A 17,898-nucleotide genomic window follows, 5' to 3' on the forward strand; every position below is an offset into this window, starting at 1 on the left:
ATCAAACCCCGACCGGATTCCCCTTCTCCGGATCGATCTTGTACTGCTTGATCGCCCGAGCCACATCCTTGCCAGTCATCTTCCCATCCTTCGCCAACGCCGCAATCGCCGCATGCGCGATGTAGTACCGGTCCACTTCGAAGAACCGCCGCAGGTTGGCGCGGGTATCCGAGCGGCCGAACCCATCCGTCCCCAGCACGGTGTAATGCGTCGGCACGAAGGCACGGATCTGGTCGGCAAATGCACGCACGTAATCCGTGGCGGCAATCACCGGGCCCTGGCGGCCTTCCAGCAGCTGGGTGACATACGGCTTGCGCTGCTCGCCTTCCGGATGCAGGCGGTTCCAGCGCTCGGCGTCGAAGCCGTCGCGGCGCAGTTCGTTGAAGCTGGGGCAGGACCAGATGTCGGCGGTGACGCCGAAATCCTTGTCCAGCAGCTCCGCCGCGGCGATGGCTTCGCGCAGGATGGTGCCCGAGCCCAGCAGCTGCACGCGCAGTTCGCCCTTCTTGGGCTTGCCGGCGTCGGTCAGCAGGTACATGCCCTTGATGATGCCGTCCTCTGCACCGGCCGGCATTTCCGGGTGGGTGTAGTTTTCGTTCATCAGGGTGATGTAGTAGTACTCGTCCACCTGCTCTTGCATCATCCGCTTCATGCCGTACTGCATGACCACGGTGACTTCGTAGCCGAAGGTGGGGTCGTAGCTGCGCACGTTCGGGATGGAGCCGGCGATGACCTGGCTGAAGCCGTCTTCGTGCTGCAGGCCTTCACCGTTCAACGTGGTGCGGCCGGCGGTGCCGCCGAGCAGGAAGCCGCGGGTGCGCATGTCCGCCGCCTGCCAGGCGATGTCGCCCACGCGCTGGAAGCCGAACATGGAGTAGTAGATGTAGAACGGCAGCATCGGCACGTTGCTGACCGAGTAGCTGGTGCCGGCGGCCAGCCACGAGGAAATCGCGCCCGGCTCGCTGATGCCCTGCTGCAGCACCTGGCCGGACTGGTCCTCGCGGTAGAACATCAGCTGGTCCGCGTCCACCGGCTTGTACTTCTGGCCGAACGGGGCGTAGATGCCGATCTGGCGGAACATGCCTTCCATGCCGAAGGTGCGCGCTTCGTCGGCCACGATGGGCACGATGCGCGGGCCCAGGTCCTTGTCGCGCAGGGCGATGTTGAGGCTCTGCACGAAGGCCATGGTGGTGGAGTAGCTGCGCTCGCCGCTGGACTTGAGCAGGCGGTCGTACTTGTCCAGGCCGGGCACGGTGAAGGACTGGTCGGCCTTGCGGCGGCGCTGCGGCAGGTAGCCGCCGAGCGCGGCGCGGCGCTCCTGCAGGTACTGCACTTCCGGCGAGTCCGGGCCGGGGTGGTAGAACGGCACCTGTTCGGCATCGGCCAGCTGCTTGTCGCTGAGCGGGATGTTGAAGCGGTCGCGGAACGCGCGCACGGCGTCGTCGTCCAGCTTCTTGGTCTGGTGGGTGGGGTTGAGCGATTCGCCCGAGGAGCCCATGCCGTAGCCCTTGACGGTCTTGGCCAGGATCACGGTGGGCATGCCCTTGGTGTTCACCGCCTGGTGGTAGGCGGCGTAGACCTTGTGCGGGTCGTGGCCGCCGCGGTTCAGGCGCCAGATGTCGTCGTCGGACAGGCCGGCGACCATGGCCGCGGTCTCCGGGTATTTACCGAAGAAGTTGGCGCGGGTGTAGGCGCCGCCGAAGGCCTTGCAGTTCTGGTATTCGCCGTCGACGGTTTCCATCATCAGCTTGCGCAGCACGCCGTCGGTGTCGCGCGCCAGCAGCGCGTCCCAGTAGCCGCCCCACAGCAGCTTGATGACGTTCCAGCCGCCGCCGCGGAACACGCCTTCCAGCTCCTGGATGATCTTGCCGTTGCCGCGCACCGGGCCGTCCAGGCGCTGCAGGTTGCAGTTCACCACGAAGATGAGGTTATCCAGGCCTTCGCGGCCGGCCAGGGCGATGGCGCCCAGGGTTTCCGGCTCGTCGCTCTCGCCGTCGCCGATGAAGCACCACACCTTGCGGTCGGACTTCTCGATCAGGCCGCGGTGCTCCAGGTACTTCATGAACTGCGCCTGGTAGATGGCGCTGAGCGGGCCCAGGCCCATCGACACGGTGGGGGTCTGCCAGAAGTCCGGCATCAGCCACGGGTGCGGGTAGGAGGAGATGCCCTGGCCGTCCACTTCCATGCGGAAATGGTCGAGCTGGGTCTCGTTGATGCGGCCTTCGAGGAAGGCGCGGGCGTAGATGCCCGGGGCGCTGTGGCCCTGGATGTAGAGCAGGTCGCCGGGGTGCTTGTCGGACGGGGCGCGCCAGAAGTGGTTGAAGCCCACGTCGTACAGGGTGGCGGCCGAGGCGAAGGAGGCGATGTGGCCGCCCAGGTCGCCGGGCTTGCGGTTGGCGCGGACCACGGTGGCCATGGCGTTCCAGCGGATGATCGAGCGGATCTTCCACTCGATGGCCGCATCGCCCGGGCTCTTGGCCTCGTTGGCGGGCGCAATGGTGTTGACGTACTCGGTGGTGGGCGAGAACGGCAGGTAGGCGCCGGAACGACGGGTCAGTTCGACCATGTCCTCCAGCAGCTGATGCGCGCGTTCGGGGCCCGCGACATCGATGACGGCCTTGAGCGATTCGATCCACTCCTGGGTCTCAGTGGGGTTCGGATCGTTCTGCAGCACCTCGTTCAACCAGTTCATAGCGCTCCCGTAGGTCGCACGCACGCGCGCGATTGCATGTGTTTTTCGAAGCCTCCAAGTGTAGCGCAACCGCCCCGCCGGACCTCGTACGCCAGCGTATGGAACGGACTGTCACATTGGCCCGGGACAGCGCGCGACACCCGGCGCGCGGCGGGGCGCGGCTGCGCTTATGATCGGGGCCGACTCCCGCGGAGCGCCGCCATTACCGCCCTCTCGTCAGTGCAGGACGCTTCAGCGGTCGCCTGGCGGCACAGCCTGCGCACCCGGCTGATGCTGTGGGGCAGCCTGATCCAGGTGGCGCTGCTGCTGGGCCTGGCGGTGCTGTTCTACCTGGGCGCGCGCCAGGTGGTGGTGCGCAATGCGCGCGAGGAGGTGGCCGGGCTGGCGCAGCAGACCGCGCGCAGCCTGGATGCGACGCTGGGGTCGGTGCAGGTGAGCGGGCGCACGCTGGCCGCCGGCGCCTCGGCGGTCGGGCGCCAGCCGTTCAACCTGCGCAGCCTGCTGCACGCCACCCTGGAGGGCGACCCGGACATCGCCGGGGCGCTGCTGGTGATCGAGCCGGGCACGCTGAAGGGCGAAGACCGCGGCTTCGCCTGGCACCTGCGGCGCGCCAACGGCCGCGTGACCGAGCAGCCGGCCGATGCGCTGGGCTACGACTACCGGACCATGCCCTGGTACCGGCGCACGCTGGTAGCGCAAGCGCCGTGGTGGTCCGAGCCGTACAGCGACGCCTCCACCGGCGGCGACTACCTCACCACCTACAACCTGCCGCTGCGCCTGCCCGGCGACGGCGTGCAGGCGCCTGCGATCGGCATGGTCAGCGTGGACGTGCCGCTGAAACGGCTGCAGGCGATCGTCGGCGAGCTGCCGGCCAATGCCGGGCTGCAGCCGATGCTGCTGTCGCCGGACGGGCTGTTCGTGCTGCATCCGGACCCGGCGCTGCGCTTCCACCGCACCCTGGAGGCGCATGTGGCGCGCGCGCGGCCGGACCTGTCGCCGCTGGCCGCGGCGGTGGCCGCGCACGCACCGGTGCGCTTTTCCCACACCGCGCCGGACGGCGAGCGCTACCTGACCCAGAGCGCGGCGGTCGGCGATACCGGCTGGACCTTCGCGCTGACCGTGTCCGAGGGCTACATCGTGGCCGGGCTCAACCGCATCGCGCTGTGGGTGGGGCTGGGCGGCGGCACCGCGCTGCTGCTGTGGCTGTGGCTGCTGCACCGCTACACCGCGCGGCTGGCGCGGCCGATCGAGGACCTGACCAATTCGGCCGGGCATTTCAGCCAGGGCGAGTTCGACTATCCGCTGCGGCATGTGGAGCGGCAGGACGAGGTGGGGGTGATGGCGCGCGCCTTCGACAGCGCGCGCGGTTCGATCAAGCGCCAGCTGGCGGAGATCGCCACGCTGGCGCAGGCGCGGCAGCGCATGCAGAGCGAGTTGTCGATCGCGCGCGACATCCAGCAGGCGATGCTGCCGGACGGGCGCACCTTCGACAGCGCGCACAAGCACCTGGAGACCTATGCGTTGCTGGAGCCGGCGACGATGGTCGGCGGCGATTTCTACCAGTTCTTCGAGACCGAACCGGGGCTGCTGTGGTTCGTGGTCGGCGACGTGTCCGACAAGGGCGTGCCGGCGGCGCTGTTCATGGCGCGGGCGATGACCGTGCTGGAGGTGGCCGCGCGCCGCCACAACCGGCCGGACGCGATCCTGATCGCGGCTTCGCAGCGCATGGTCGAGGGCAACGAGACCTGCATGTTCGCCACCGTGCTGTGCGGGCTGATCGACGTGCACAGCGGCGACTACTGGCTGTCCAGCGCCGGCCACGAGCCGCCGGTGCTGCTCGGCGCCGACGGCCACGCGCAGTTGCTGGCAGTGGAATCGGGGCCGCCGTTGGGGATCGAGCCGCAGACCCGTTACCCGGTGGTGCGCGGGCGCCTGGCCGCCGGCGCCACGCTGTTGAGCTATACCGACGGCATCACCGAGGCGATGGACGCGCAGCAGCAGGCCTACGGCTCCGAGCGGCTGCTGGCCGCGCTGGAAGCGGGCATCGACGCGCAGGCGCAGTGCGCGCGGGTGCTGGCCGCGGTGCATGCGTTCACCGCGGCCGCACCGCAGTCCGACGACATTACCTTGCTGGCGATCCGGTTGCGCCAGGATCCGACGCGGGAGGGAAGCACATGAAACTGAGGCTGCAGATGGTGCCGGCGCTGGACACGCTGGCGCAGCTGAGCGACACGCTGGAGGCCGCGCTGCTGCGCCACGGCGTGGTCCTGGACCACGTGAACCGGGCGCGGCTGATCGTGGAGGAACTGGCCTGCAACACGCTCGAGCACGGCCACCTGGCCAGCGAACAGCCGCCGGTGGAGGTGATGTTGCAGGTGGACAGCGGCGCGCTGGTGCTGGAATTCCACGACAGCGGCCCGGCCTTCGATCTGCGCAGCGCACCGCCACCTGACCTGGACGCGGACATCGCCGAACGCCCGATCGGCGGCCTCGGCCTGCACCTGGTGCGGCAGCTCGCCGACCACATCGACTACCGCCACGACGCCGGCCGCAACGTCGTGCGCATCACCTTGCTGCAACCCTTCGACCCCGCCCCCCAGGAGTTCCCCGCATGACCACGTTGAGCCTGCAGATCGACCCCACCCAGGACAGGCGCCAGCGCATCACCCTCAGCGGACGCCTGGACACGCATACCTACCAGGCGCTGGACGAGGCATTGGCGCCGCTGCTGGCCACGCAGATCACCACGCTGGTGCTGGACCTGTCGCACCTGGACTACATCAGCAGCGCCGGCATCCGCTCGATCTTCAAGGCGCGCAAGGTGCTGGCCACCCGCGACGGCCGCGTGCTGGTGGTCAACCCGCAGCCGCAGATCCGCAAGGTGTTCGACGTGGTCAAGGCGGTGCCGTTGAACGAGATCTTCACCTCGGTGCAGGAACTGGACGACTACCTGGACGAGATGCAGCGGCGGGTGCTCGAGGAGGGCGAGGGCGGCTGAGCTGGGTTCGTCGCGGTTGAAACCGCTCCTACAGGGAAGCGTGCGGATCGCCGGCGCGCTGCATTGTGGGAGGGACTTCGGTCCCGACAGCGTCCGGAGCCGGAGCGCCTGACGACGCCGTTGGTCGCGGCTGAAGCCGCTCCTACAAAAAAGCGCGCGACCGTCGAAAGCGCGCGACCGACCCGACCGGTGCACTGTAGGAGGGGCTTCAGCCCCGACAGGCAGGCACCGAAGCCGATCGCCGACCGATCCCGCGTCGCGACTGAAGTCGCTCCTACAGGGAAGCGTACAGATCGCCGACGCGCCGCATTGTGGGAGGGACTTCAGTCCCGACAGCGTCCGGAGCCCGAGCGCCTGACGACGCCGTTGGTCGCGGCTGAAGCCGCTCCTACAAAAAGCGCGCGACCGTCGAACGTGCGCGACCAACCCGACCGGTGCACTGTAGGAGGGGCTTCAGCCCCGACAGGCAGGCACCGAAGCCGACCACCGACCGATCCCGCGTCGCGACTGAAGTCGCTCCCACAACGATGCTGCACAGCGCGTCGCGGACTGCCCGCAAGGCAGGCCTTGTCTTCCGGTACCACTTCCGGCCCCGCGCTTTTTGTGGGGGCGACTTCTTCTGTGGGAGCGACTTCAGTCGCGACGCGACCAACCAAGCCGCGCCCCGCACACCACACGCCGGGCAACACCAAGGCGCCAGCCACCTGCCCGGCCACGCCGCTGAACGATCCCCCACCCCACCTGCACAGGCCCCGCCCTCACGGCCTTGCCCGCCACTCAGATTCGATATATCGTTTCGCAAAACTTAGACATATCGAAACGATGCCCCGCCCGACCGATTCCAGCCACCGCCACCCACGCCGCCTGTTCGACGAAGACGGCCCCGGCCGCGGCCCACATGGCCGCGGCGGCGGCCGCGGCAGCCGCCCGCTCGGCCATGGCGACCTGCGCCTGCTGCTGCTGGCGATGATCGAAACCCAGCCGCGCCACGGCTACGAGCTGATCCGCGCGGTCGCCGACCTCTTCCATGGGCTGTACACGCCCAGCGCCGGCACCATCTACCCGACCCTGGCGCAGCTGGAGGCGCAGGGCCTGGTGCAGGCCGATACCGGTGCCGCGCGCAAGCGCTACGCGATCACCGCCGACGGCTTGGCCTTCGTGCAGGCGCAGCGCGCGCAGCTGGACGCGGCGGTGGAACGCACCCACCACAGCGCCCGCGCGCTGGTCCGCGCCAATGTGCCGGCGCCGGTGCGCGAGGCGATGCGCCGGATCAAGCATGGCCTGCTGGCTCGGCACGGCCGCTGGACCGAGGCGGAGATCGAACGCGTCGCGCAGCTGCTCGCCCAGGCCGCCGACGGCATGGAACGCGATGGCGATGGTTGAGCGCTGCCCGCACGCCATTGCCACCCCTCCTTCTTCTGCGCAGGCGCAACGCGCCGCTCCCCCTTTCCCCAAGGACCTTTTCGCATGAACACCCATGAAAACCGCCTGCTGCGCCATCCGCTGCGGATCCGCCACCTGCAGGTGCTGCGTACCCAACCGCTGACCCCGCACATGCGCCGCATCGTGGTCGGCGGCCCGGCGCTGGACGGCTTCGTCAGCGCCGGACCCGACGATCACGTCAAGCTGTTCTTCCCCAACGCCGACGGCGCATTCGTGCTGCCGACGATGACCGACAGCGGCCCGGTCTACCCGGCCGACGCCGCGCCCTCGCCGGCGCGCGACTACACCCCGCGCCACTACGACGCCGCGACGCAGGAACTGACCCTGGATTTCGTGCTGCACGGCGACGGCCCGGCCTGCCGCTGGGCGGCGCGGGCCAACCCGGGCGACCCGTTGGTGGTCGGCGGCCCGCGCGGCTCGTTCGTGGCCGCCGACGACTACGACACCTACGTGCTGATCGGCGACGAGACCGCGCTGCCGGCGATCGGCCGCTGGCTGGAGGAGTTGCCGGCCGGCGCGCAGGTGGAGGCGCTGATCGAGATCCCCGGCTTCGCCGACCGGCAGGCGTTGCCGTCGCGCGCGCAGGTGCGCATCACCTGGCTGGAACGCAATGGCGTGCCCGTGCTGAGCAGCCAGTTGCTGGAAGACGCGCTGCGCGATTTCGACGTGCCGGACGGCGACGCGTTCTACTGGATCGCCTGCGAATCGGCACGCGCGCGGATGATGCGCAAGTTCGTCGAAGGCCGGCTCAACGTGCCGAAGGAGTGGATCCGGGCGACGGGATATTGGAAGTCCGGGCGCGAGGACGAGGCGTAGGCCTGTGCGCTTGCGCGCTCGATCGATGTGGATGCGGGTGGTTTTCGTGCGTCGGGATTGAAGTCCCTTCCACAGAGAACATGATTGCTGGCCGGACACGGTAGGAGCGGCTTCGGCCGCGACGCTTCTTTGGTTCGATCGATCCGAACGTTTCCTTCTCCTGTCGCGGCTGAAGCCGCTCCTACACAAGGGCTGGGCGGTGCGGAGGCCGCGGTGTCATGCGCCGGGACTGAAGTCCCTCCCACAAAAGAGCATGACTCCCTCCCACAAAAGAGCATGACTGCTTCCCATAAAAGGCATGGTTCCTACCCACAAAGGCATGCCCCCCCACGAAAAGGCATGACCCCTTGTGGGAGGGACTTCAGTCCCGACTGCAGCCAACCGACAACGCCCACGGCTGCGCATCGCCGCAGAATCCCGCCAGCGGCCGCCGGCATCTCCATCCGCGCCAGCGCAAACGAAAACGCCCACCAAGCGGTGGGCGTTTTCATCGAAAGCGGCAGCCTGGTTCAGGCCGCCGCCATCAGCGCAACACGCAGGCTTACTTCGCGTCCTGCAGCGCCTCGGTGGTGATGCGGATCTTGACCTCGTCGCTGACGTTCGGCACGTACGCGCCCAGGCCGAAGTCGCTGCGCTTGATCGTGGTGCTGGCATCGAAGCCCAGCGCCGGCACCTTCTTCATCGGGTGCGGACCGGCACCGTTGAGCGTCACCGCCAGCACTACCGGCTTGGTGATGCCCTTGATGGTCAGATCGCCCGTCACGCTCAGCTTGTTGGTGCCGGCGGCGGCGACCTTGGTGCTCTTGAAGGTGGCGGTCGGGAACTTGGCGGCGTCGAAGAAGTCGCCGCTCTTCAGGTGCTCGTCGAACTTGGCGGTGAAGCTGTTGAGGCCCGACAGCGGCAGGGTCACCTGGACGCTGGACTTGCCCACGTTCTCGGCGTTGTAGACCAGGGTGCCGTCGACGTCGCCGAAGTGCGCGCTGGGGTTGGAGAAGCCGAAGTGGCTCCACTGCACCAGCACGTCGGTGTGCGACGGGTCGAGCTTGTAGGTGCCGGTGGTGCCCTTGATCGCGGTGGCGGCCGCGGCGGCCGGCGCGGCGAAGGCGGTGCTGACGGGCTGGGCGACGACGACGGCCAGCGCCAGGGCGAGCGGAAGCAGCAGGGTGCGGGTCTTGTTCATGGGCGGAGCTCCTGGAGAAATCGGTGGTTGGGAAACTGCGGCAAGCGCAGGCACAGCGGTGTGAGGGTGCAGCGGAACGAGCCGGCTTACTCGATGCGTGCCGCCTCGTCGAAACTCAGCCGCGGCAGGCGCGGGAACAGACCGGCGGGATCGCCGTAGCCCAGGTTGACCAGGAAATTGGACTTGATCGCGGTGCCGGCGAAGAAGGCCGCATCGACCTTGGCGTTGTCGAAGCCGGACATCGGGCCGGCATCCAGGCCCAGCGAACGCGCGGCCAGGATCAGGTAGGCGCCCTGCAGCGTGCCGTTGCGGAACGCCGACTCGCGGCGTCCTTCGCGCGGGCCGTCGAACCAGCTCTTGGCGTCGGCGTGCGGGAACAGGTACGGCAGCTTCTCGTGGAAGTCCTCGTCGTGGGCGACGATGACCGTCACCGGCGCGGCCAGGGTCTTGGCCAGGTTGCCTTCGGACAGCGCCGGCTTGAGCTTCTCCTTGCCCGCGGCCGAGGTCACGAACACGAACCGCGCCGGGCTGCCGTTGGCCGCGGTCGGGCCCCACTTCAGCAACTCGTACAGGGCGCGCAGGGTGTCTTCGCCGACGGGCGTATCGCGGAAGGCATTCTGGGTGCGGGCGGTACGGAACAGTTGATCCAGGGCGGCATCGTGCAGAACGTCGGACATGCGGAAGTACCTTTTGTCGTCGGGGGAAGGCCGATGCCCCAGTGGTGGGCGGTTTCGGCGCAAGGCGGCCAGTGTAGAGTGGCACGATAGCCGCAACACCCAGCCGCAATGCAACGGATTACTACCAAACGTGAAACGATCGGGCGCGCCCTGGGCGATTAGCGACGGCCGCGCCGGCAACGCACGCCAGGCGGAAGCGCTCGCCGCGGCGCTGGCTGGGGCCGCAATGCTGCCCGCCCCGGCGTTGGTGCTGCAACCGCACATGCCCTGGCGCTGGCTGGCGCCGCGGCGGCTGCCCGGCGCCGCGCAGGCCTATGGTCCCGCCTTCGCCGCGTTGCTGCGGCAACCGCCGGCGCTGGCGATCGGCTGCGGCCGCCAGGCGGCGCTGGCGACGCGGCTGCTGCGCGCGCGCGGCGGCGCCGTGGTGCAGGTGCTGGATCCGCGCCTGTCGCCGCGGCACTGGGACGTGGTGGTGGTGCCCGAACACGATCGCCTGCGCGGCGACAACGTGCTCACCCTGCTCGGCAGCCTGCATCCGATCGACGATGCCTGGCTGGCCGCCGCGCGCGCGGCGTTCCCGCACTTCGGCGCGCTGCCGTCGCCGCGCACCGCGGTGCTGGTCGGCGGCCCCGCCGCGCTGGCGCCGTGGACGGCGGAGGCGGCGGCGTCGGTGTTCGCACACTTGGCGACGCAACTGCGCGACAGCGGCGGCAGCGTGCTCGCCAGCACCTCGCGACGCACGCCGCCGGCAGTGGCCGCCGCGCTGCGCAACGCGTTCACCGGTGTGCCGGGCGTGGTCTGGTGCGGCGAAGACGACGGCGCGAACCCCTATGCCGGCCTGCTGGGCTGGGCCGAGCGCATCGTGTGCACGCCCGATTCGGTGAACCTGCTGTCGGAAGCCTGCGCCACGCGGGTGCCGGTGACGGTGGCGATGCCGACGTCGGCGCGCGGTCGCGCACGCGACTTCCATGCCGCGCTGCGCGCGCGCGGCCGCCTCGCCGATGCACCGGACGGGCATGGCGCCGATGCGGGCATGATCGAACCGCTGCGCGAAACCGCACGCATCGCCATGCGCATCCGCGAGCGCCTGCAGCTCGATTGAAACGATCCCGTCGGCGCGCAATGCCGGCGCTGACGCAATCGGGCCGCAGGCGCGCCAGCATTGGCGCACCTGCGGCCCCGCCGTTGCGTTGCCGTCCGGTCAGGGATTGCTGGGCGAGCGCGGCGCGCCGGCCGGAGCGGCATCCAGCGCACCGATCAGGGCGCGCACGATCGGCGTCCCCAGGCCGGCCGTGTAGTTGTACTTGCCCTTGAGCGGCACGTCGTTGTCGACGACGCCATTGTTGCCCGGGATATCGCGATGGAACGCCTGCGGGTAGTTGGCCGCCAGCCGGTACAGGTAATCGTTGAGATTGCCCTGGCGCCCCTGCTTCTCCACCAGCAGCGCGGCCACGCCTGCGAACTCGGGCGCGGCGACGCTGGTGCCGATCGTCGAATAGAACTCGCCCTTGTACACCGACAGCACCGAACTGGCATACAGCCCCCTGCCTTCGCGGCACGGCTGTTTCGCGGTGTCGGGGCAACCGCCGACCAGCATGCCGATATCCGGCAGCGCGCGCATCGACGTGCGGGTGCCGCCCAGCGCGCGCAGCTGATAGGCCGGGCGCTGGAACAGGGTGCTCACCCCGCCGCCGGCGCCCCAGTAGCCACCGGCCAGCAGCGCGCCCACGCCGTAGTAATCCTGGGTGAGCAGCGGATCGGCGAAGGCGCTCTCGGAGCGGTAGCTGGAATCCGCCGATCCCTTCTGATAGTTGGTGGACAGATTGCCGCCGCCGACCGCGGTCACATACGCATCGGCCGCGGGATGCTCGACGCCGGCGACGAAGTTGCCGTTCTGGCCGTCGACCGCATAGTGCGTATCCGCGCAGGCGACGCCGGCGTTGTCGCCGCTGGAGGCGATGAAGGTGATGCCTTGCGCGTTGCCCTGCTTGAAGATCGCATCCATCGTGCGGAAACTCGCCGTGGCATCCTGGCCGCCGTTGTACGCCTTGGTGTAGTACAGCTCGCAGGCGCCGAACGAGGAGGTGACCACGTCCGCCTCGTTGTCCTGCACGATCTGCCGGTAGCCCGCGGCGAGCGATGCGTCGGTCAAGTCGGGAATCACGTACAGCAGCACATGCGCGCCCGGCGCGCCGGCCAGCGCCATCTGCACGTCCAGCGCCGCTTCGCCTCCGGCCCCGCCCTCCTCGTTGATGCCCGGCTTGGCGCCGGCCACGTAACGGCGTGCGTACAGTTTCGGATTGACGTGACCGGCGCCATAGCGGCTGAATTTCTCTTCGTTGAACAGCGCGTCCACGTCCGAATCCAGCACGTCGCTGGAGATCAGGACCGCGATCGTGGTGCCGGTGCCGTCGAGGCGGCGCTGCTGGCCCGGCGGGCCGATCATGCTCTGGTAGGACGGGTAGCCGTAGGCCTGCTTGAGATCGTTGTACGCGTAGACGCCGAGGCGGCCATTGCGATTGGCCGGATCGACCTGCCGCAGCCGCTGCGAATGGACGTGGTGCAGCGGCAGGCCGCCGGTCAGGCCGGTGACCACGGCGCCGCTGTCGCGCAGCGCGGCCGGCAGTTGCAGGGTGCCGGCGGCGGCGAGCCTGGCATGCCCGCCTTCGGGCAGATCCACTGCCAGCGGTGCGGAGAACAGGCGCTCGACGTTGTCGGCGCTGGCGCTCACGTGCAGGCTCGCGCCCTGCTGGGTGACCGTCATGTGCGCGGCCTGCAGGGCCGCGCGCACGCGGTCGACCTGCGCAGGCAACGGTGTGAAGCGACGCTCGAACTCAGCGCGCGACAGCCAATGGTGGTACTGCGGCGACACCGGATCCTGGATGTCCGCCAGCAAGGCGTCCAGGCCGGCCTGGTCGCGCAACGGCAGGTGCACGTCGAAGCTGACGGGCGCGCTGCGCAAGGTGGCGGACATCGCGGCGAGCGTGGCATCCGTGGCGTCCTGCGCGGCATGGGCACTGCCGAACACGAGCGCGCACCCGGACAACGCGGCGGCCAGCAGCGGCTGGCGGCGAATACGATCGATCATGCATCTCTCTCCGTGGATGGAACGATAAGGCGTCGCCCGCAAACAGGTGCAGGCGGCGTCGCGTGGGAACGAAACACCCGCATACGCGCAGCGGCCGCTGCGCGCCAACAGCCACTCGCGATCGACTACGGCATCTGGACGGCCACCACGGCCGCACGCAGGTGCGGTGAAGGCTCCCCAGCGAATGCGCGCCGCATTCGCGTGTGCAACGGGCCTGCTGGCGGCGATGCCGTCCAGCCATCCGATACCTGTTTCGGAACTGTCACGCGCGAAGACCAAACGAGGAGGTGGCCGCAATCATTGATGAAGCCACGCGTCGAAACTTTGACGGCGCACCGCATTTGCGATCCTGGAAAGAAATGCATCGGCAATGTTTCATCGGCAGCATCGAAGCGCCTGTATGCCTTCGAAAAAAATGTGCGGGCGATGCGTGTTTTTCGTCGGAAAACGGAGGCGCACGCACCGCGGCTCGCGAACGATCGCACTCGCTGTTTTGCGTCCGTTTAGTTTCATGGAAGCGACGCCGGACCACGGCAGACGACTCGGCAAATGTGTCGCCTGTGTCGGCATTGCATGACAACCGCAACACGCATGACGCGGTTCTGAAATCTCGTTGTCGCATCTTCGCCGGACCTCCTTAGCGAATCCCCCACGCATGCCTACCCATCACTTGCTGAGCGCCGCGATCCTCGCCACGTTGCTGTCGCCGCTGGCGGCGCACGCGGCAGACGCGCCGGCCGACAGCGCGGCGACCGACGCCCGCCAACTCGATACGGTCTCGGTGATCGGCCAGGGCGAGACCCGCCAGGTGCAGCGCATCGCCCGCCAGGACGTGGCGGTGCTGCCGCCGGGCACCAGCATCCAGAAGCTGCTCAACCGCATTCCCGGCGTCAACGTGCAATCCAACGACGCGTTCGGCGCCAACGAGGAATCGCAGACGGTGAGCCTGCGCGGCTTCAACGGCACGCGCCTGGGCTATACGCTCGACGGCCTGCCGCTGGGCGACAACGCCTACGGCAACTACAACGGCTTGAACATCAGCCGCGCGCTGATCGCCGAGAACTTCGGCGGCGTGGAACTGGCTTCGGGCATCGGCAGCCTGGGCACCGCGTCCACCAGCAACCTCGGCGGCACCGTGCAGTACTTCTCGGACGATCCGTCCACTGAAACCGGCGTGCGCCTGTCGCAGACGGTCGGCTCGGACCAGAACCGCCGCACCTACCTGCGCCTGGACACCGGCGAGCACAACGGCTTCTCGGCATACCTGTCCGGCGTCTACGCCAGCGCCGACATGTGGGCCGACCCGAAATCGCCGACCAGCACCGCCCAGTTCAACGGCAAGGGCGTGTACCAGTTCGAAAGCGGCAAGATCACCGCCTTCGTCGATACCTCGCGCACCTCGCAGGCCGACTACGCCTACCTGTCCAAGAGCGGCCTGCACCGCGGCCTGGGCTGGGACTGGAACCTGTACGCGCCGGACTGGCAGCGCGCGCTGGCCGCGGCCTACTGCGCGCCGGCCACCCGCGACGCCAGCCGCTGCGCCTACAGCGGCGGCGTGGACAACATCGACGACGCGTACTACCAGAGCCGCGCACTGCGAAACGACGACCTGTATTACCTGGCCGGCGACTTCCAGCCGTCCGACACGGTGAGCGTGCACACCCAGGTCTACCACCACGAGAACGAAGGCCAGGGCCACTGGTGGTCGCCGGGCCAGGCGTCGAATCCGGGCACGCCGCAGGCGCTGCCGATCTCGATCCGCAGCACCAACTACACCATCAACCGCACCGGCGGCATCGCCTCGCTGGGCTGGGACCTGGGCCCGCACCACCTGGAAGCCGGCGTGTGGTACGAGCGCAACAAGCACCACGTGGAGCGCAACTTCTACTGGATCGACGGCCCGATCGACGACGACCTGTTCCTCAGCGGCCCGGACCGCCGGCTGTTCTCGCAGGACTACACGATCACCACCAAGCAGGCCTATGTGCAGGGCACCTTCAAGCTGCTCGACGAGCGCCTGACCCTGGACGTGGGCGCGAAGAGCCCGCACACCACGATGACCGCGCGCGAGACGCCGGGGATCGCGGTGGAATCGCCGGTGGCCAACGGCACGCTCAAGGCCAGCGAAGCGCTGCTGCCGCAGGTGGGCGTGAGCTATCGCCTGGCCGAAGGCCAGGAAGTGTTCGCCTCCTATGCCGAGAACATCGCCGCGTTCCAGGGCGGCGGCGCCGGCGGCCCGCTGCTGGTGACACAGGCCTCGTTCGACGCCAGCGTCGGCGCGCTGGAACCGGAGAAGTCCAAGACCTTCGAGGCCGGCTACCGCCTGGTGCGCGACCAGTTCGAAGCCTCGCTGGTCGGCTACGACGTGACCTTCGACAACCGCCTGCTCTCGCTCAACCCCTGCCCGAGCATCCAGCAGGGCACCACGCCGGCGTGCACCACGCGCTTCTTCAACGTCGGCTCGGTCAGCAGCCGCGGCGGCGAGCTGACCTTCATCTGGAAGCCGACCGCGCACCTGCAGTGGTACAACTCGGCCTCGATCAACCGTTCCACCTACGACGACAACTACGTGCAGAACGGCGTGACCATCCCCACCGCCGGCAAGTACACGGTGGATACGCCCAAGCGCATGGTCACCAGCGAGATCAGCTGGAACTACAACGGCTGGAACGCGAATCTGCGCGGCAAGTACACCGGCCAGCGCTACTACACCTACACCAACGACCAGGGTTTCGGCGGCTACACCGCATTCGACGCCGGCACCGGCTACGACTTCGGCGCGGTGTCGTTCCTGCAGGACCTGAAGCTGTCGCTCAACGTGACCAACCTCACCGACAAGCGCTATGCCTCCAACCTCACCGCCTTCAGCAACAGCGATCCGAACGGGCGGTCGCTGGCGTTCCATGCCAGCGCGCCGCGGCAGGTGTTCCTGACCCTGGACGCGCGCTTCTGAACGCGCGCATCCTGCCCCCACCTGGCCGCCGAGCGCATGCGATGATGAAACCCATGGTCTGGATGCTGGGATGTTCGATGGCGCTGTCGTCGCTGACCGCCGCGGCCGAAACGGTCGCGGTTGCGGGTACGCACAAGCCGCTGGTGATCGGCCACCGCGGCGCCAGCGCGCTGCGCCCCGAGCACACGCTGGCGTCGTATGCGAAGGCCATCGCCGACGGCGCCGACTTCATCGAGCCGGACCTGGTGTCGACCAAGGATGGCGCACTGGTGGCGCGCCACGAGAACGAGATCGGCGCCACCACCGACGTCGCCGCGCATCCGGAGTTCGCCGCGCGCAAGACACGCAAGACCATCGACGGGCAGCAGGTGGAGGGCTGGTTCACCGAAGACTTCACCCTGGCCGAGCTGAAGACGCTGCGCGCGCGCGAGCGCCTGCCGCAACTGCGCGGCACCGCCTTCGACGGGCAGTTCCAGTTGCTCACCTTCGACGAGATCATCGATTTCGCCGCGGCCGAATCGGCCGCGCGCGGGCGCCCGATCGGGCTGATCCCGGAAATCAAGCACGGCACCTATTTCCAGTCGCTGGGCCTGGCGATGGAGGACAAGGTGCTGGCCACGCTGGACGCGCATGCCTACACGCGCAGCGCGCCGGTGATCGTGCAGTCGTTCGAGATCGGCAACCTGCAGTCCCTGCACCGCAAGCTCGGCAAGGACCATCCGAATGTGCGCCTGGTGCAGTTGCTGGGCGATCCGAAGGACCGCCCGGGCGACCAGCTGCGCGATGGCCCGACCTATGCGCAGATGGGCAGCGCGCAGGGCCTGCGCGAAGTTGCCAGGTACGCGCAACTGGTCAGCCCCAACCTGCGCACCATCATCCCGGTCGATGCCGACGGCGCGCTGGCCGCGCCTACCGCCTTCGTCGCCGATGCGCATGCGGCTGGGCTGCAGGTGGTGCCGTACACGTTCCGTCCGGAGAACTATTTCCTGCCCAAGCACCTGCAGGATGCGCGCGGTCCGGCCGCGGTGAATGCCGCCGGCAGCATCGCCGAGATGCGCGCGTTCATTGCCGCGGGCGTGGATGCCTTCTTCACCGACGACCCGGCGCTGGGCCGCGCGGCGGTGGATGGGACGGCGGTGTCGCGCTAGCGCCGAGGGCACTTCCTCGGCGGCTGGCTCCCTGTGGGAGCGACTTCAGTCGCGACGGGCATTACCGGGAAAGCCCGTCGCGACTGAAGTCGCTCCCACAAAAGAGCGGCGAACTTCTCCCTTGTAGGAGCGGCTTCAACCGCGACCGGATCCTACTGGTGAAGCCCGGTCGCGGCTGAAGCCGCTCCTACAGGGAGCACCCGCGGTCCGCCGGCATGCCGCGCTGGCCGCAACGCCGCCGCATCGCGATAATGCGCCGCTTCGCCTCACCCGCAGCGCAACCGCCCATGCATCCCCCCTCCCCGCCATCGCCCGCGTTCGCCGCATTGACCCCGCGCGCCCTGCTGCTGGCGGTGCTGGCGATGGGCGCCGTCGTGCTGCTGTCGAACGTGCTGGTGCAGTTCCCGATCAACGACTGGCTGACCTGGGGCGCCTTCAGCTATCCAGTGGCGTTCCTGGTCAGCAACCTGATCAATCGCCGCTTCGGCCCGCGCGCGGCGCGGCGCGTGGCCTGGTGCGGCTTCGCGCTGGCGGTGCTGCTGTCGATCTGGATCGCCACCCCGCGCATCGCCGCCGCCTCGTGCCTGGCGTTCATCGCCGCGCAGCTGCTGGACATCGCCGTGTTCGACCGCCTGCGCCGCGGCCGCTGGTGGCGCGCGCCGATCGTCGCCACCACCTGCAGCGCGACGCTGGACACGACGATCTTCTGGTCGGTCGCCTTCGCCGGCTCGGCGCTGCCGTGGGTCAGCTGGGCCGCCGGCGACCTGGCGGTGAAGCTGGGCATCGGCGTGTTCCTGCTGGCGCCGTTCCGCGCGCTGCTGTGGCGGACGGCGCCGTCGACCGCCGCCGATGCATCGGCCACGCGCGCGCCGCAGCGTTAGGGCGAACCGCGATCCGCTTGGC

At 68.9% G+C, this 17,898-nt stretch carries 13 protein-coding genes; 9 read left to right on the forward strand and 4 right to left on the reverse strand.

Annotated features, from left to right (window positions below; translation table 11 throughout):
* Position 1 precedes the first annotated feature (1 nt).
* A complete protein-coding gene (gene aceE / locus AB8810_RS21130; RefSeq protein WP_369914798.1) occupies positions 2-2,692 on the reverse strand; it encodes a pyruvate dehydrogenase (acetyl-transferring), homodimeric type in 2,691 nt (896 codons plus the stop codon).
* A 270-nt stretch (positions 2,693-2,962) separates the two neighbouring features.
* On the opposite strand from aceE, the gene AB8810_RS21135 reads away from it, so the two are divergent.
* The 5 genes from AB8810_RS21135 (at position 2,963) to AB8810_RS21155 (ending at position 7,949) form a co-directional block, all read left to right on the forward strand.
* A complete protein-coding gene (locus tag AB8810_RS21135; RefSeq protein WP_369916697.1) occupies positions 2,963-4,870 on the forward strand; it encodes a SpoIIE family protein phosphatase in 1,908 nt (635 codons plus the stop codon).
* Entirely contained in the window at positions 4,867-5,307 is a 441-nt protein-coding gene (locus AB8810_RS21140; RefSeq protein ID WP_369914799.1) for an ATP-binding protein, read from the forward strand. The genes AB8810_RS21135 and AB8810_RS21140 overlap by 4 nt, the downstream gene beginning before the upstream one ends.
* Positions 5,304-5,690, forward strand: a complete 387-nt coding sequence (locus AB8810_RS21145) for an STAS domain-containing protein (RefSeq protein WP_179569021.1) — start codon at positions 5,304-5,306, stop codon at positions 5,688-5,690. The genes AB8810_RS21140 and AB8810_RS21145 overlap by 4 nt, the downstream gene beginning before the upstream one ends.
* Before the next feature lie 822 nt (positions 5,691-6,512).
* Entirely contained in the window at positions 6,513-7,073 is a 561-nt protein-coding gene (locus AB8810_RS21150; RefSeq protein ID WP_369914800.1) for a PadR family transcriptional regulator, read from the forward strand.
* A gap of 84 nt (positions 7,074-7,157) precedes the next feature.
* On the forward strand, positions 7,158-7,949 hold the full coding sequence (locus AB8810_RS21155; RefSeq protein ID WP_369914801.1) for a siderophore-interacting protein: 792 nt from the start codon (positions 7,158-7,160) through the stop codon (positions 7,947-7,949).
* Positions 7,950-8,490: 541 nt separating this feature from the next.
* Here AB8810_RS21155 and AB8810_RS21160 read toward each other — a convergent pair.
* A complete protein-coding gene (locus AB8810_RS21160; RefSeq protein ID WP_179569027.1) occupies positions 8,491-9,129 on the reverse strand; it encodes a YceI family protein in 639 nt (212 codons plus the stop codon).
* An 86-nt stretch (positions 9,130-9,215) separates the two neighbouring features.
* Entirely contained in the window at positions 9,216-9,806 is a 591-nt protein-coding gene (locus tag AB8810_RS21165) for a malonic semialdehyde reductase (RefSeq protein ID WP_206259826.1), read from the reverse strand.
* Positions 9,807-9,936: 130 nt separating this feature from the next.
* Here AB8810_RS21165 and AB8810_RS21170 point away from each other — a divergent pair, with 130 nt between their 5' ends.
* Positions 9,937-10,908 carry a mitochondrial fission ELM1 family protein gene (locus tag AB8810_RS21170; protein ID WP_369914802.1) on the forward strand — a complete coding sequence of 324 codons (972 nt, stop codon included), beginning with the start codon at positions 9,937-9,939 and terminating at the stop codon, positions 10,906-10,908.
* A gap of 99 nt (positions 10,909-11,007) precedes the next feature.
* Here AB8810_RS21170 and AB8810_RS21175 read toward each other — a convergent pair whose 3' ends face one another.
* Positions 11,008-12,894 carry a protease pro-enzyme activation domain-containing protein gene (locus AB8810_RS21175; protein WP_369914803.1) on the reverse strand — a complete coding sequence of 629 codons (1,887 nt, stop codon included), beginning with the start codon at positions 12,892-12,894 and terminating at the stop codon, positions 11,008-11,010.
* A 655-nt stretch (positions 12,895-13,549) separates the two neighbouring features.
* On the opposite strand from AB8810_RS21175, the gene AB8810_RS21180 reads away from it, so the two are divergent.
* The 3 genes from AB8810_RS21180 to AB8810_RS21190 all read left to right on the forward strand — a co-directional run bounded on the left by AB8810_RS21180 (position 13,550) and on the right by AB8810_RS21190 (position 17,876).
* Complete coding sequence (locus tag AB8810_RS21180; protein ID WP_191826289.1) at positions 13,550-15,847, forward strand: TonB-dependent receptor; 2,298 nt, start codon at positions 13,550-13,552, stop codon at positions 15,845-15,847.
* 77 nt (positions 15,848-15,924) lie between these two features.
* Positions 15,925-16,995 (forward strand): glycerophosphodiester phosphodiesterase, encoded by a 1,071-nt coding sequence (locus tag AB8810_RS21185; RefSeq protein WP_369916698.1) that lies wholly within the window; start codon positions 15,925-15,927, stop codon positions 16,993-16,995.
* 287 nt (positions 16,996-17,282) lie between these two features.
* Positions 17,283-17,876 carry a queuosine precursor transporter gene (locus tag AB8810_RS21190; protein ID WP_369914805.1) on the forward strand — a complete coding sequence of 198 codons (594 nt, stop codon included), beginning with the start codon at positions 17,283-17,285 and terminating at the stop codon, positions 17,874-17,876.
* Positions 17,877-17,898 lie beyond the last annotated feature (22 nt).

The sequence above is a fragment of the Xanthomonas sp. NCPPB 3005 genome (genome assembly GCF_041228095.2).
Lineage (GTDB): Bacteria > Pseudomonadota > Gammaproteobacteria > Xanthomonadales > Xanthomonadaceae > Xanthomonas_A > Xanthomonas_A bonasiae.